The organism is Solidesulfovibrio carbinolicus (assembly GCF_004135975.1).
Lineage (GTDB): Bacteria > Desulfobacterota > Desulfovibrionia > Desulfovibrionales > Desulfovibrionaceae > Solidesulfovibrio > Solidesulfovibrio carbinolicus.
Window position 1 is genome coordinate 3,386,341 of record NZ_CP026538.1, and the last position, 14,073, is coordinate 3,400,413.

Genomic DNA, 14,073 nt, shown 5'->3' on the forward strand with positions numbered 1-14,073 from the left:
CTACTGCCTGCCCTTGATTCTCCCCTTCTGCATGAGGCCTTCATACTGACGGGAGATAAGATACGACTCGATCTGGGACATGAAGTCCATGGCCACGCCGACCACGATCAAAAGCGAGGTGCCGCCGAAATAAAACGGCACGTTGAACTGTTGGATCAGCATCATGGGCAACACGCAGACGGCGGAGATGTACATCGAACCCCACAGGGTGATGCGCACCAGCACCTTGTCGATGTATTCCTTGGTCTTGGCCCCGGGACGAATACCCGGAATAAAGCCGCCCTGCTTGCGGATGTTCTCGGCGATATCATTGGGATCAAAGATAATGGCCGTATAGAAATAGCAGAAGAAGACAATCAGCGCGATAAAGATCACATTGTAGGTCATCGTCTCCGGTGAAAACACCGAGGCCACGGTCTTCAGCCAAGGCACGCTCGAAAACTCGCCCAAGGTCGCCGGGAAAAGCAGAATCGAGGAGGCGAAAATGGGCGGGATAACGCCGGCCGTGTTGACGCGCAGCGGCAGATGGGTGGTCTGGCCGCCGTACATTTTTCGTCCGACCATGCGCTTGGCGTATTGGATGGGAATACGTCGCTGCCCTCGCTCCATGAACACGATGGCGACCAGCACGGCCAGCATCAGCGCCACGATAAGGATGAGCATAAGCGGCGAAAGTTCCCCGGCCTTGAGCAGATCGAAGGTAGAGAGCACGGCGCGCGGCAATCCGGCCACGATGCCGGAATAGATGATCAGCGAAATACCGTTGCCGATCCCCTTCTCCGTCAGCTGCTCGCCAAGCCACATAAGAAACACCGTGCCGGCGCACAGCGTGATGATGGTCATGAGGCGAAAGCCCCAGCCAGGCATGAGCACCACCGGCGCGCCCGTGGGGCTGGCCATGCTTTCCAGGCCAACGGCGATGCCGAAGCCCTGGATGCAGGTGATGAGCACCGTGCCGTAGCGGGTGTACTGGGTGATCTTTTTCTTCCCGGCGGCGCCCTCCTCCTTCTGCATCTTGGCCAGCTCGGGGCTGACCACGGTCAGCAGCTGGATAATGATGGAGGCGGAGATGTAGGGCATGATCCCCAGGGCGAAGATGGAGAGGTTGCGCAGCCCTCCGCCGGAGAACATGTCGAACAGGCCAAAAAGGGTGTTCTTGGCGCTTTCGAAGAAATCCGCCAGCGCGGCCGAATCAACGCCCGGCACCGGGACATGCACGCCGATGCGGTAGACGGCCACAAGCAGGAAGGTCCAAAGGAGCTTTTTTTTCAGCTCCGGCAGACGGGCCAGATTTTCGACTCCGGTAAGGGCCACGGCAACTTCCGTTTATTCAGTAGGGGTTTCGGTCAAAGCCTCGGGCGTTCCCAGGGCGATGACCTTGCCGCCGGCGGCGGTGATTTTCTCAGCCGCCTTGGCGCTGAACTTGTGGGCCTCGACGGTGACGGCGGCGGCGACTTCGCCGACGCTCAAGATCTTGACCAGGGCGCCGGCCGGGGCCAGACCGCGATCATAGATGTCGTCGAGGGTGATGGCGTCCTTGCCGTCGAAGGAAGCCAGCAGCCGATCCAGATTGATGGGCTGGAAGACGACCTTGAACGGGTAGTTCTTAAAGCCGCGCTTGGGCAGACGGCGGGCGATGGGCATCTGGCCGCCTTCGAACCAAGCGCGGTGCTTGGCGCCGGCCCGGGAATTCTGGCCCTTGTTGCCGCGACCAGAGGTGCAGCCCCAGCCGGTGGCCCGGCCACGGCCGACGCGCTTGCGGCTGGCCCGCTCCTCGGGGAAGGGATAGAGCTCGTGGAGCTTCATGACTCGGTCACCTCAACGAGATGTTGGACCTTCGCGATCATGCCGACCAGGGTGTCGGTTTTCTCGAAGGAGCGTTCCTGGCGGATTTTCTTCAGGCCAAGTGAAGCCAGGGTGGCGCGCTGCTTGGGCGTGTTGCCGTAGCGGCTTCTCACCAGCTTGACGGTAATGTTTGCCATGGCGTTGCGTCCTTACTTGCGGGGCGTGGACAGGGCCTTGCCACGCATGGCGCTGACCGAGTCGGCGCTGCGCAGCGAAGCCAAGCCTTCCATGGTGGCCCGCAAGACGTTGTGCGGATTGTTGGTGCCGATGGCCTTGGTCAAGATGTCATGGACGCCGCAGGCTTCCATGATGGCGCGCACCGGACCGCCGGCAATAATGCCGGTACCCTTGGAGGCGGGCTTGAGCATGACGCGACCGGCCCCGAACTGGCCGAGGATCTCGTAGGGCAGCGTACCGTCGAGCAGGGGCACCCGGATCATGGCCTTGCGGGCCTGTTCCGTGGCCTTGCGGATGGCTTCAGGCACTTCGTTGGCCTTGCCCAGTCCGTAGCCCACCGAGCCCTTGCCGTCGCCGACGACGACCAGGGCGCTGAAGCTGAACCGACGGCCGCCCTTGACGACCTTGGCGACGCGATTGAGGTACACGATCTTTTCGATCTGAGACAGATCGGATTGCTGTTCCATGCCGTCTTCCTTCGCGCGTTTAGAATTTGAGGCCGCCATCCCGCGCTCCGTCGGCCAGGGCCTGCACCCTGCCGTGGTAGATGTAACCGTTGCGATCAAACACAACGGCCTGGATGTTGCGTTCAAGGGCCTTGGCGGCCAGGTCTTTACCGACCATGGTCGCCGCTTCCTTGTCGGCCTTGACCGCCTCGCCGGCCCTCAAAAGCGTCAGGCTGGAGGAGGACACCAGGGTCTGTCCGGTCAGATCGTCGATCACCTGGGCGTAGATGTGCCGGTTGGACCGGTACACCACGAGCCTGGGGCGTTCGACGGTGCCAGACAGTTTCTTGCGGATGCGGACTTTCCGGCGCGCTCGCGCCAGGGTCTTGGTCATCTTCATGCTGCTAGCCCCTATTTCTTGCCGCCGGACTTACCGGCCTTGCGGCGAATGACTTCGTTTTCGTACTTGATGCCCTTGCCCTTGAAGGGTTCAGGCGGCCGCACGCGACGGATGCGGGCGGCGGTTTCGCCAAGGAGCACCTTGTCGATGCCCGACAAGGTCAGCTTGTTGCCTTCCACCTTGGCTTCAATGCCCTCGGGCAGCTTGAAATCCACCGGGTGGGAGAACCCCACGGCCAGGGACACGGTGTTGCCGGTGGTGGCGACCTTGTAGCCGACGCCGATGACTTCCAGCGTCTTGGTGAAACCCTTGCTCACGCCCTCGACGAGGTTGGCAAGCAAGGTGCGGCGCAGGCCGTGCTGGGCACGGGCCACACGGGTGTCGTCGGTGCGGCTGACCTGGACCTTGCCGTCGGCGACGGCGTAGGCGATCTTGGGATGCGTGGGGGTGGACAGCTGGCCCTTGGGGCCCTTGACCACCACCGCATCGGAAGCCAGCTCAACGGACACGCCGGCGGGCAGCTCGATTTCGCGTTTTCCTATCCTGGACATGACATCTTCTCCGCGGTGGATCTTATTACCAGATTTCGCACAGGAGCTCGCCGCCGACATTGAGCTCGCGAGCCTTGGCTCCTTCCAGGATGCCCCGGGAAGTGGACAGGATGCTGATGCCCAGGCCGTTTTGCACCTTGGGGATGGCCTCGGCCGGCACGTACACGCGCCGTCCGGGCTTGCTCACCCTTTTGAGCCCCGAAATGATCGGTTTGCCGCTCTGATATTTGAGGTTGATGGTCAGCGCTTGCCCGTCCACGGCGAAGTCCCCGATGTAGCCTTCCTCTTTGAGGATGGCGGCAATGGCGGCCTTCAGTTTGGACGTGGGAAACGACAGGTCCGCGTGCAAGGCCCGATGGGCATTGCGGATGCGGGTCAGCATATCGGAAATGGGATCGGTCACCGACATGGCGTCCTTCTCCTTACCAGCTCGACTTGCGCACGCCGGGCATTTCGCCGGTCAGCGACATGTTACGGAAACAAATACGGCAAACGCCGAACTTGCGCAGATACGCCCGGGGACGACCACAGATGGGGCAACGATTGTACGCCCTGGTGGAAAACTTCGGTTTGCGGCTGGCTTTCACCATCAAAGATTTACGGGCCACGTCCGTTCTCCTTACTTTTTAAACGGCATGCCGAGCAGGTCCAGCAACATCTTGCCTTCCTTGTCGGCGGTGGCCGTAGTGACGATGGTGACGTTCATGCCCTTGACGTGCTCGACGCGATCCACGTTGATTTCCGGGAAAATGCTGTGCTCCCGGATACCGAGGGTAAAATTGCCGCGTCCGTCGAATCCACGGTCAGGCACGCCGCGAAAGTCGCGAACCCGAGGCAGGGCAAAATTCATGAGTTTGTCGAGATAATCCCACATCCGATCCCGGCGAAGGGTCACACGGCACCCCACCGGCATGCCCTCCCGGAGCTTAAAGGCCGCGATGGACTTTCGGGCTCGTGTGATCACGGCCTTTTGTCCAGCGATGGCAGTCAGCTCGACCACGGCTTCCTCGATGAGCTTATTGTTGTTGCTCGCTTCGCCCAAACCCATGTTGAGCGAGACAAAGGAAAGCCGGGGGATTTGCATGCTGGAAGTGTACCCGAACTCTTTCTTCAGCTCCGGGGCTACCTTCTCGGCATAGATTTGTTCCAGGCGGGTCATACCGTTTCCTTTTGACGCTAGGCGATTTCGTGGTTGCACTTCTTGCAGAAGCGAACCTTCTTGCCATCAGCGGTGTATTTGTAGCCGACCTTGGCCGGCTTGGCGCAACCTTCGCACAAGAGAGCCACGTTGGAGATGTCCAACGGCGCTTCCTTCTCGATGATTCCGCCGGGGGTCTTGGCGTAGGGATTGGCCTTGGTGTGGCGCTTGACCTGGTTCACCTTTTCCACCAGCACGGCGTTGCGCTTGGGCAGGATCTTTAAGATCTTGCCCACTTTGCCCTTGTCCTTGCCGGCGATGACCATCACCTTGTCGTCTTTACGAATCCGATAGGTTTTCATGTCGTCCTCGATGCGCGTGGGAAGCCCTAGAGGACTTCAGGAGCCAGCGACACGATTTTCATGAAGTTTTTCTGCCGCAGCTCGCGCGCGACCGGTCCGAAGATACGGGTTCCAACCGGCTCGCCCTGGTTGGACAGCAGCACGGCGGAGTTGGAGTCGAACTTGATGTAGGAACCGTCGGCCCGGCCGACTTCCTTTTTGGTCCGAACCACAACGGCCTTCATCACGGCGCCCTTTTTCACCTTGGAATTGGGCAGGGCGTCCTTGACGGACACGACGATGATGTCGCCCACCGTGGCGTAACGGCGACGGGAGCCGCCGAGCACCTTGATGCAGCACACTCGTTTCGCGCCGGAATTGTCCGCCACATCGAGATTGGATTCAACCTGAATCATGTCGAGCTCCTAGACCGCTTTTTCCATGATTTTTTCAAGATGCCACCGCTTACGGGCGGACAGCGGCCGATGCTCGATGATGCTCACGGTATCGCCGATGCCGCAGTCGTTCTGCGGATCATGGGCCATGAACTTGTTGCGGCGACGGATGTACTTTTTGTACAGTGGATGCTTCACCAGGGTCTCGACCATGACCACGATGGTCTTGTCGGCCTTGTCGGAGACCACGACGCCGGTCAGCACCCGGCGATTGCTTTTCTGTTCTTCCATGGTGATCCCCGATTAGCCTTGACGCTTCTTTTCAGTTTGCACCGTCATGATGCGGGCGATGTCCTTGCGGACTTCACGCAGACGGTGGGTCTTTTCCAGCTGGGCCGTGGCGTGCTGAAAGCGCAGCTTGAAGAGTTCCTCGCGGGACTCGCCCAGCTTCTTGCCCAGGGCCTCGACGTCGAGATCGCGCAGTTCGGCGGTCTTCATGGCTACAAGCCCTCCTTGACCACAATCTTGGTCTTGATCGGCAGCTTGTGCTGGGCCCGGGTCAGCGCTTCCTTGGCGGTCTCGATGTCCACGCCCTTGATCTCGTAGAGCACGCGACCGGGCTTGACCGGAGCGAACCAGCCCACAGGAGAGCCTTTGCCCTTGCCCTGACGGACTTCAGCCGGCTTTTCCGTGCGCACGCGGTCCGGGAAGACGCGAATCCAGACTTTGCCGCCGCGCTTGATGTGGCGCATGATGGCGATACGAGCGGATTCAATCTGCTGGCTGGTGAGCTTGCCGTGCTCCAGAGCCTTGATGCCGATTTCACCGAAGTCGATGCTGGCGCCGCGCAGGGCGGGACCGCGCAGGCGGCCCTTTTGCATCTTCCGGAATTTGGTTTTTTTGGGAGCCAACATTACGCTTCCACCTCATGATCCAAAATCTCGCCTTTGAAAATCCAGACCTTGACCCCGATGACGCCGTAGGTGGTCTTGGCGATGGCGTAGCCGTAGTCGATGTCGGCGCGCAGGGTCTGCAGGGGCACCCGACCGTCGCGGTACCATTCGGAGCGGGCGATTTCCGCTCCGGCCAGGCGGCCGGCGCAGGAGACCTTGATGCCCTCGGCGCCGAACTTGCGCGACAGGCCGACGGTGCGCTTCATGGCCCGGCGGAAGGCCACGCGGCGCTCAAGCTGCAGCGCGATGTTCTCGGCGACGAGCTGGGCGTCGATTTCGGGACGGCGGATTTCGTTGACTTCCACCGTGAATTCCCGACCGAAGCGCTGCTTGAGGTCGCCGCGAACCTTCTCGATCTCCGTGCCCTTGCGGCCGATGACAATGCCGGGCCGGGCGGTGTGGATGATCAGGCGAATCTTGCCCCCCGCGCGTTCGATCTCGATCTTCGAGATCCCGGCGTGGTACAGGCTCTTCTTGACGAACTTACGGATCTTGTTGTCCTCGAAAACGAACTCCGGGTAATCCTTCTTGGAAAACCAACGCGAGAGCCAGTTCTTGTTGTATCCGAGGCGAAATCCGTAGGGATGAACTTTCTGTCCCATCTGTCGCTCCTAGTTCTCGGCCACAACGACGGTGATATGGCTCGTGCGCTTGACGATCCGGAAGGCGCGTCCCATGGAGCGGGTCATGATCCGCTTGTGGGTCGGCCCGGGATTGATGATCACCTGCTTGACCGTAAGGTTGTCGATATCCACCCCGGAGATCTGCTCGGCGTTGGCAACGGCCGAGTGGAGCACCTTGCCGATGATCTTGGCCGATTTTTTGGGGGTGAATTTCAGTATGTTCATGGCCTCCTCGACCGGCCGGCCGAGGATGTTGGCGGCGACGAGCCGCGCCTTCTGGGGCGACAGGCGAATGTACTTGGCGATGGCTTTGGCTTCCATGGTTTTGTCCCGACGGGGTGGTCTCCCCGACTACTTTTTCACTTTGCTTTTCTTGTCCGCGGCATGGCCGTGGAAGGTCCGCGTAGGGGCAAACTCGCCGAGTTTGTGCCCGACCATGTTCTCGGAGACAAAAACCGGAATGAACTTTTTCCCGTTGTGCACGGCAAAAGTCAGACCAACCATCTCGGGCAGGATCATGGACCGGCGAGACCAGGTCTTGATCACGCGGCGATCCTTGTTCTCCAGGGCGTAGGCGACCTTCTTTTCCAAGTGATCGTCCACGAACGGACCTTTTTTGAGTGAACGAGGCATAGGCGTTTCCTCTTACTTTTGTCCGCGCCGCTTGACGATAAGCTTGGACGAGGGCTTTTTCTTGTTGCGGGTCTTGTAGCCCTTGGTCGGCTTGCCCCACGGGGTGACCGGGTGACGACCGCCGGAGCTCTTGCCCTCGCCGCCGCCGAGGGGATGGTCAACCGGGTTCATGGCCACGCCGCGAACTTCGGGGCGCTTGCCAAGCCAGCGGTTACGCCCGGCCTTGCCGATGGAGATGTTCTCGTGCATCACGTTGCCGACCTGGCCGACGGTGGCCAGACAGGTGGACAGCACGTTGCGCACTTCGCCCGAAGGCAGACGCAGCAGGGCGTACTTGCCTTCCTTGGCCACGAGCTGGGCATAGGTTCCGGCGGCGCGGCACATCTGGCCGCCGCGCCCTGGGTTCAGCTCGATGTTGTGCAACAGCGTGCCGACCGGAATCTTTTTCAGCTGGAGCGCATTGCCCGGCTTGATGTCGGCGGCGTCGCCGGCGGTGATCATATCGCCGACCTTGATGCCAACCGGCGCCAAAATGTAACGTTTTTCACCGTCAGCGTAATGCAAAAGCGCAATACGGGCGCTACGGTTGGGGTCATACTCGATGGAGAAGACCTTGGCCGGAACCCCGAACTTGTCGCGCTTGAAGTCGATGATGCGATACAGGCGCTTGTTGCCGCCGCCGCGACGACGCGAGGTGATGCGGCCGTAGCAGTTGCGGCCGCACGAGGAGGTAATGCCCTCGGTAAGGGACTTCTCCGGCTCGCTGCGGGTGATCTCCTCGAAGGTAGACACCGTCTGGAACCGGCGGCCGGCCGAGGTCGGCTTAAGCTTGCGGATGGACATGTCTACACCCCTTCGAAGAACTCAATTTTATCGCCCTGGGCCAGGGTCACGTAGGCTTTCTTGTAGCCCGGAATCCGGCCGGTCACGCGTCCCATGCGGGAACGGGCGAGGCTTTTGTGCTTGACCACGCGCACGCCCTTGACCGTGACGGAGAAGGCCTTTTCCACGGCCTTGGCGATCTCGATCTTGTTGGCGGCGGGATGGACAAAAAACACCACCTGGTTGGCGGCGTCCTTCACCATCGTGGCCTTCTCGGAAATAACCGGCTTCAAAAGGATGTTAGCGTATTCCATGACCGAGCCTCTCCTGGACCTTGAGCGCCGCGTCCTTCATCATGACAACATGATCGTGCAGGAGGACGTCATACACATTAAGCATGTCCTGCCGCACGACCTTGATGCCAGGAAGGTTTCTGGCGGAAAGCTCGAGATTGTTATCCGACTCGGGCAGAACAATCAAGGCTTTTTTCCAGCTGAAATCAGAAACGACCTTGGCCATCAGCTTGGTCTTGACTTCCGGCAGCGCGATGGCGTCCAGGAGCACCAGCTGATCTTCCACGACCTTGGCCGAAAGGGCCATGCGCAGGGCCAGCTGGCGGACCTTGCGGTTCACCTTGAAGGAGTAGTCCCGGGGCTGCGGCCCGTGGACAACGGCGCCACCGCGCCACAGGGGCGAACGGGTGGAACCGGCCCGGGCGCGGCCGGTGCCCTTCTGACGCCAGGGCTTCTTGCCGCCGCCGCTGACGAAGGCGCGGGTCTTGACGCTGTGGGTGCCGGCGCGCTTGGCGGCCAGCTGGGCGCGGACAACGAGGTGCAGCAGTTCGGGCTGCACTTCGACTTCAAAAACCTCGGGGGCCAGATCGACAGTGCCGATTTCCTGGCAGCCCTGGTTGAACAATTTCACATTTGCCATGGCTTGCCCCCGTTACCCCTGCTTACGAACCACGACCACGCCGTTGCGCGGGCCGGGAATCTGTCCCTTGACCAAGATCAGGTTCATTTCGGGGCGGACGTCGACCACGGTGATGCTCGGCACGGTCACCGTGCGCGCGCCCATGTGGCCGGCCATCTTCTTGCCCTTCATGACCTTGCCGGGCTCGGTGTTGTTGCCGATGGAACCGCCGGAGCGATGGGCCTTTTCGGTGCCGTGGGTCTTTTTGAGACCGGCGAAGTTCCAGCGCTTCATGACGCCGGCAAACCCTTTACCGATGGAGGTGCCCGTGACCTTGACGATCTCACCCGGGGCGAAGATGTCCACGGTCACGTCCATGCCCTGCTCGAACGGCACGGGGCCGTCCAGGCGGATTTCCTTAAGCACCCGGAAGTAACCGCGGCCGGCCTTGTCCAGATGGCCCTTCTCGGGCTTGTTGGCCTTGCGTTCCGGGATCTCGTCGAACCCGATCTGCATGGCGTTGTACCCGTCTTTTTCCAGGTTCTTGACCTGGGTGACGGGGCAGGGTCCGGCCTGAATAACAGTGACCGGAATAATTGAGCCGTCGTCGCCGAAGACCCGGGTCATGCCCAGTTTTCGGCCGAGAATTCCAAGCGTGGCAGCCATGCCAACCCTTCCTTAGAGCTTAATTTCCACGTCAACACCGGCAGGAAGGCTCAGTTTCCCGAGCGCGTCCACGGTCTGCTGCGTGGGCTCCATAATGTCCAGGAGACGTTTGTGAACCCGCATCTCGAACTGTTCACGGGACTTCTTGTCGACGTGAACCGAGCGGTTGACCGTGACCTTGTGGATGTCCGTGGGCAACGGGATGGGACCGGCAACGCCGGCTCCGGTGTTGCGGGCAGTATCCACGATCTCGGCCACCGCCTTGTCCAGGATGCGGTAGTCGTAGGCCTTCAATTTGATACGGATGCGATCATTTTGCATGGAAACCATGATATTACTCCACAATCTCCGACACGACGCCAGCGCCGACGGTGCGGCCGCCTTCGCGGATGGCAAAGCGCAGGCCCTTTTCCATGGCGATGGGGGCGATCAGTTCCACGTTGAACGTGGCGTTGTCGCCCGGCATGACCATTTCAACACCTTCGTTGAGGGTCACCACGCCGGTGATGTCCGTGGTCCGGAAATAGAATTGGGGACGGTAGCCCGTAAAAAACGGGGTGTGGCGGCCGCCCTCTTCCTTGTTGAGGACGTACACTTCGGCCTTGAACTTGCGGTGCGGCGTGATGGAGCCGGGCTTGGCCAGAACCTGGCCGCGCTCGACGTCGTCGCGCTTGATGCCGCGCAGGAGCACGCCGACGTTGTCGCCAGCCTGGCCCTGATCGAGAATCTTGCGGAACATCTCGACGCCGGTGCAGGTCGTCTTGACCGTGTCCTTGATGCCGATGATGGCCACTTCGTCGCCCACGGTGACGATGCCGCGCTCGACACGACCGGTCACGACGGTGCCGCGGCCGGAGATGGAGAACACGTCTTCGATGGGCATGAGGAACGGCTTGTCGATGTCGCGCTTGGGCTCGGGGATAAACGAGTCGCAGGCGTCGAGCAGCTCGAAGATGGGCGCGGCCTCGGGGCTGTTGACGTCGGCCGCTTCCAGGGCCTTGAGGGCCGAACCCTTGATGACCGGGATGTCGTCGCCAGGGAAGCCGTACTTGGACAGCAGCTCGCGCACTTCCAGCTCGACCAGCTCAAGAAGTTCGGGGTCGTCAACCAGATCGACCTTGTTCATGAACACCACCAGCTGGGGCACGCCGACCTGACGGGCGAGCAGGATGTGCTCACGGGTCTGGGGCATGGGGCCGTCGGTGGCGGCGACGACGAGAATGCCGCCGTCCATCTGGGCCGCGCCGGTGATCATGTTCTTGATGTAGTCGGCGTGACCCGGGCAATCGACGTGGGCGTAGTGCCGCTTGTCGGTCTGGTATTCGACGTGGGCCGTGGCGATGGTGATGCCGCGTTCCTTTTCTTCCGGCGCCTTGTCGATCTGGTCAAAGGGAATGTACTCGCCATTGCCCTTGAGGCTGGCCAGACGCGTGATGGCGGCGGTCAGCGTGGTCTTGCCGTGGTCGATGTGACCGATGGTGCCGATATTGACGTGCGGCTTGTTGCGTTCAAATTTCGCCTTGCCCATAGGATCCCCCTGGAGCTTCCGCGCTTGCGGGTCTTCGTTGTAGTGCGTCCTCGCCCGAAACGCCGCGGGCGTTATTTCTTCTTCATTATCTCTTCAGCCAGACTGGCCGGAACACGCTCGTAGTGGTCGAAGATCATGGTGAACGTGGCGCGGCCCTGGGACTTGGAACGCAAGTCCGTGGCGTAGCCGAACATGGAGGACAGGGGGACGTGGGCCGTGATGACCTGGGCGCCCGCCCGAGCTTCCATGCGGGCGATACGGCCGCGACGGCCATTCAGATCGCCCATGATGTCGCCCATGTATTCGTCCGGAGTGACCACTTCGACGGCCATGATCGGCTCAAGCAGGACGGGCGAGGCCTTCTGCACGGCTTCCTTGAAGCACTGGGAACCGCAGATGAAAAACGCCTGCTCCGAAGAGTCCACTTCGTGGTAGGAACCAAAGACCAGCTTGACGCGGATGTCGACCAGCGGGAAGCCGGCCATGACGCCGCCCTTCATGGCATTCTGGATGCCTTTGTCGACAGCCGGAATGTATTCCTTGGGGATGATGCCGCCGGTGATGTCGTTGACGAATTCGTAGCCGCCGTCTTCCTTGGGCTCGATTTCGAGAACAACATGGCCGTACTGGCCGCGGCCGCCGGTCTGCTTGACGTAACGCAGATCGTTCTTGATCGCCTTGGTGATGGTCTCACGGTAGGCGACCTGGGGCTGGCCGACGTTGGCGTTGACGCCGAATTCACGCATGAGGCGGTCAACGATGATTTCCAGGTGCAATTCGCCCATGCCGGCGATCAGGGTCTGGCCGGATTCCTCGTCGGACTTGACGCGGAACGACGGATCTTCCTTGGTCAACTTGCCCAGGGCCTGGGACAGCGCGTCGCGGTCGGCCTTGGTCTTGGGCTCGATGGCCACTTCGATGACCGGCTCGGGGATGTCCAGGGACTCCAGGGCGACCGGGCGGTTTTCCGCGCACAGGGTGTCGCCGGTGGAGGTGATCTTCATGCCGACGGCGGCCACGATGTCGCCGGCTTCGGCTTCTTTTATCTCTTCACGCTTGTTGGCGTGCATCTTGAGCAGACGTCCGACGCGTTCCTTCTTGCCGGTGTTGGCGTTAAGGACGGTCATGCCGGATTCGATCTTGCCCGAGTACAAGCGCAGGAAGGTCAGGTGGCCGATGAACGGATCGCTCATGAGCTTGAACGCCAGGGCGGCCAGGGGCAGCTTGGGATCGCACGGACACTCGATGGCCTTCTCGGCGTCGTCGGGGTCGTGACCGACCATGGCCGGGATGTCCACCGGAGACGGCAGGTAGTCGACCACGGCGTCGAGCAGGGGCTGCACGCCCTTGTTCTTGAAGGCCGAACCGCACAGCACCGGGCAGATGGCCAGGCCGATGGTGGCCTTGCGCACGCCGGCGATGAGTTCCTCGGGGGTCAGTTCTTCTCCCGCGAGGTACTTCTCCATGAGGGCTTCGTCCTCTTCGGCGATGGCTTCAAGCATCTGCAGGCGCCATTCGTCGTAGAGATCCCGCATGTTGTCCGGGATTTCCTGGGTGACGTATTCCTTGCCCATGGTGGCGTCGTCAAAGATCAGGGCCTTGCCCTGGATCATGTCCACCACGCCGGTGAAGTTGTCTTCGGACCCGATGGGCAGCTGGAGCGGCACGGGCTTGGCGCCCAGGCGGTCCCGGATCATGTCCACGCAGCGGAAGAAGTTCGCGCCGGTGCGATCCATCTTGTTGACGAAGCTCATGCGGGGAACGCGATACCGCTCAGCCTGCCGCCAGACCGTCTCGGTCTGGGGCTCGACGCCGGCAACGGCGTCGAACACGGCCACGGCGCCGTCGAGGACGCGCAGGGAACGCTCGACCTCAATGGTGAAATCCACGTGGCCGGGCGTGTCAATGATGTTGATGCGGTGATCGCGCCAGTAGCAGGTGGTGGCAGCGGAGGTGATGGTGATCCCCCGCTCCTGTTCCTGCACCATCCAGTCCATGGTGGCCTGGCCGTCGTGCACTTCGCCAATCTTGTGCGACACACCGGTGTAAAACAAAATACGCTCGGTGGTGGTCGTCTTGCCGGCGTCAATATGGGCCATGATGCCGATATTGCGCTGCCGCTCTATGGGTACGGTCCGAGACACGTCGTTATCCTTTAGCGACTACCACCGGTAATGGGCAAACGCCTTGTTCGCGTCAGCCATACGGTGCGTATCCTCTTTCTTTTTCACGGCGCCGCCGCGATTGTGATAGGCGTCCAGAAGCTCGCCCGACAGTTTGTCCGCCATGCCCTTTTCGCCGCGGGCCCGGGCCTGATTGATGAGCCAGCGCAGGGCCAGGGTGACCTGGCGTTCGGGGCGCACTTCCATGGGAACCTGGTAGGTGGCGCCGCCGACCCGGCGGGGTTTGACTTCCATGTGGGGCTTGACGTTGCCGATGGCTTTCTCGAAAGCCTTCAACGGGTCTTCGCCGGACTTTTCGGCCAGGACTTCAACGGCCTGGTAGAAGAGGTTTTCAGCCACACCCTTCTTGCCGTCGTGCATGAGCCGGTTGATGAACTTCGTCATCAGATGGCTGCCGAACTTCGGATCGGGCAGCACCGAGCGCTTGGAAACTGGACCTTTACGCGGCATACGCGTCTCC

At 61.2% G+C, this 14,073-nt stretch carries 25 protein-coding genes; all 25 read right to left on the bottom strand.

Going from position 1 to position 14,073, the window contains the following annotated elements:
- Positions 1 to 1,314, bottom strand: coding sequence for a preprotein translocase subunit SecY (gene secY, locus C3Y92_RS15095; RefSeq protein WP_129353906.1), 1,314 nt, complete (start codon positions 1,312 to 1,314; stop codon positions 1 to 3).
- Between the two features lie 12 nt (positions 1,315 to 1,326).
- The gene (rplO, locus tag C3Y92_RS15100; protein WP_015859945.1) at positions 1,327 to 1,806 is read right to left on the bottom strand and encodes a 50S ribosomal protein L15; all 480 of its coding nucleotides are present in this window, start codon (positions 1,804 to 1,806) and stop codon (positions 1,327 to 1,329) included.
- The gene (gene rpmD / locus C3Y92_RS15105; RefSeq protein ID WP_015859944.1) at positions 1,803 to 1,982 is read right to left on the bottom strand and encodes a 50S ribosomal protein L30; all 180 of its coding nucleotides are present in this window, start codon (positions 1,980 to 1,982) and stop codon (positions 1,803 to 1,805) included. Before rpmD ends, rplO begins: the two co-directional genes overlap by 4 nt.
- A 12-nt stretch (positions 1,983 to 1,994) precedes the next feature.
- The gene (gene rpsE / locus C3Y92_RS15110) at positions 1,995 to 2,489 is read right to left on the bottom strand and encodes a 30S ribosomal protein S5 (protein ID WP_043600155.1); all 495 of its coding nucleotides are present in this window, start codon (positions 2,487 to 2,489) and stop codon (positions 1,995 to 1,997) included.
- Between the two features lie 19 nt (positions 2,490 to 2,508).
- Complete coding sequence (gene rplR, locus C3Y92_RS15115) at positions 2,509 to 2,868, bottom strand: 50S ribosomal protein L18 (protein WP_015859942.1); 360 nt, start codon at positions 2,866 to 2,868, stop codon at positions 2,509 to 2,511.
- Positions 2,869 to 2,879: 11 nt separating this feature from the next.
- Positions 2,880 to 3,419: a 50S ribosomal protein L6 gene (gene rplF, locus C3Y92_RS15120; RefSeq protein ID WP_129353908.1), complete on the bottom strand. Its 540-nt coding sequence runs from the start codon at positions 3,417 to 3,419 to the stop codon at positions 2,880 to 2,882.
- Positions 3,420 to 3,444: 25 nt separating this feature from the next.
- On the bottom strand, positions 3,445 to 3,828 hold the full coding sequence (gene rpsH / locus C3Y92_RS15125) for a 30S ribosomal protein S8 (protein WP_015859940.1): 384 nt from the start codon (positions 3,826 to 3,828) through the stop codon (positions 3,445 to 3,447).
- Positions 3,829 to 3,841: 13 nt separating this feature from the next.
- On the bottom strand, positions 3,842 to 4,027 hold the full coding sequence (locus tag C3Y92_RS15130) for a type Z 30S ribosomal protein S14 (RefSeq protein WP_015859939.1): 186 nt from the start codon (positions 4,025 to 4,027) through the stop codon (positions 3,842 to 3,844).
- 11 nt (positions 4,028 to 4,038) lie between these two features.
- Positions 4,039 to 4,578 carry a 50S ribosomal protein L5 gene (rplE, locus tag C3Y92_RS15135; protein WP_006920479.1) on the bottom strand — a complete coding sequence of 180 codons (540 nt, stop codon included), beginning with the start codon at positions 4,576 to 4,578 and terminating at the stop codon, positions 4,039 to 4,041.
- A gap of 17 nt (positions 4,579 to 4,595) precedes the next feature.
- Entirely contained in the window at positions 4,596 to 4,919 is a 324-nt protein-coding gene (gene rplX / locus C3Y92_RS15140; RefSeq protein ID WP_006920478.1) for a 50S ribosomal protein L24, read from the bottom strand.
- 26 nt (positions 4,920 to 4,945) lie between these two features.
- A complete protein-coding gene (gene rplN / locus C3Y92_RS15145) occupies positions 4,946 to 5,314 on the bottom strand; it encodes a 50S ribosomal protein L14 (RefSeq protein ID WP_015859938.1) in 369 nt (122 codons plus the stop codon).
- Between the two features lie 9 nt (positions 5,315 to 5,323).
- Complete coding sequence (rpsQ, locus tag C3Y92_RS15150) at positions 5,324 to 5,584, bottom strand: 30S ribosomal protein S17 (RefSeq protein WP_015859937.1); 261 nt, start codon at positions 5,582 to 5,584, stop codon at positions 5,324 to 5,326.
- A gap of 12 nt (positions 5,585 to 5,596) precedes the next feature.
- Positions 5,597 to 5,791 (bottom strand): 50S ribosomal protein L29, encoded by a 195-nt coding sequence (gene rpmC / locus C3Y92_RS15155; protein WP_129353910.1) that lies wholly within the window; start codon positions 5,789 to 5,791, stop codon positions 5,597 to 5,599.
- Between the two features lie 2 nt (positions 5,792 to 5,793).
- Positions 5,794 to 6,207: a 50S ribosomal protein L16 gene (gene rplP / locus C3Y92_RS15160; protein WP_015859935.1), complete on the bottom strand. Its 414-nt coding sequence runs from the start codon at positions 6,205 to 6,207 to the stop codon at positions 5,794 to 5,796.
- Entirely contained in the window at positions 6,207 to 6,848 is a 642-nt protein-coding gene (gene rpsC, locus C3Y92_RS15165; RefSeq protein WP_006920473.1) for a 30S ribosomal protein S3, read from the bottom strand. The genes rplP and rpsC overlap by 1 nt, the downstream gene beginning before the upstream one ends.
- A 9-nt stretch (positions 6,849 to 6,857) precedes the next feature.
- Positions 6,858 to 7,190 (bottom strand): 50S ribosomal protein L22, encoded by a 333-nt coding sequence (rplV, locus tag C3Y92_RS15170; protein ID WP_006920472.1) that lies wholly within the window; start codon positions 7,188 to 7,190, stop codon positions 6,858 to 6,860.
- Positions 7,191 to 7,220: 30 nt separating this feature from the next.
- Positions 7,221 to 7,502: a 30S ribosomal protein S19 gene (gene rpsS / locus C3Y92_RS15175; protein ID WP_006920471.1), complete on the bottom strand. Its 282-nt coding sequence runs from the start codon at positions 7,500 to 7,502 to the stop codon at positions 7,221 to 7,223.
- A gap of 12 nt (positions 7,503 to 7,514) precedes the next feature.
- Positions 7,515 to 8,345, bottom strand: a complete 831-nt coding sequence (gene rplB / locus C3Y92_RS15180; RefSeq protein WP_129353912.1) for a 50S ribosomal protein L2 — start codon at positions 8,343 to 8,345, stop codon at positions 7,515 to 7,517.
- Between the two features lie 2 nt (positions 8,346 to 8,347).
- The gene (gene rplW / locus C3Y92_RS15185) at positions 8,348 to 8,638 is read right to left on the bottom strand and encodes a 50S ribosomal protein L23 (protein ID WP_006920469.1); all 291 of its coding nucleotides are present in this window, start codon (positions 8,636 to 8,638) and stop codon (positions 8,348 to 8,350) included.
- Complete coding sequence (gene rplD, locus C3Y92_RS15190; protein WP_129353914.1) at positions 8,625 to 9,257, bottom strand: 50S ribosomal protein L4; 633 nt, start codon at positions 9,255 to 9,257, stop codon at positions 8,625 to 8,627. The genes rplW and rplD overlap by 14 nt, the downstream gene beginning before the upstream one ends.
- Before the next feature lie 12 nt (positions 9,258 to 9,269).
- A complete protein-coding gene (gene rplC, locus C3Y92_RS15195; protein ID WP_129353916.1) occupies positions 9,270 to 9,902 on the bottom strand; it encodes a 50S ribosomal protein L3 in 633 nt (210 codons plus the stop codon).
- 12 nt (positions 9,903 to 9,914) lie between these two features.
- Complete coding sequence (rpsJ, locus tag C3Y92_RS15200; protein WP_006920465.1) at positions 9,915 to 10,232, bottom strand: 30S ribosomal protein S10; 318 nt, start codon at positions 10,230 to 10,232, stop codon at positions 9,915 to 9,917.
- 4 nt (positions 10,233 to 10,236) lie between these two features.
- Positions 10,237 to 11,430: an elongation factor Tu gene (gene tuf / locus C3Y92_RS15205; RefSeq protein WP_015859931.1), complete on the bottom strand. Its 1,194-nt coding sequence runs from the start codon at positions 11,428 to 11,430 to the stop codon at positions 10,237 to 10,239.
- A gap of 71 nt (positions 11,431 to 11,501) precedes the next feature.
- The gene (gene fusA / locus C3Y92_RS15210) at positions 11,502 to 13,574 is read right to left on the bottom strand and encodes an elongation factor G (RefSeq protein ID WP_015859930.1); all 2,073 of its coding nucleotides are present in this window, start codon (positions 13,572 to 13,574) and stop codon (positions 11,502 to 11,504) included.
- 18 nt (positions 13,575 to 13,592) lie between these two features.
- Positions 13,593 to 14,063 (bottom strand): 30S ribosomal protein S7, encoded by a 471-nt coding sequence (gene rpsG / locus C3Y92_RS15215; RefSeq protein ID WP_015859929.1) that lies wholly within the window; start codon positions 14,061 to 14,063, stop codon positions 13,593 to 13,595.
- Positions 14,064 to 14,073 lie beyond the last annotated feature (10 nt).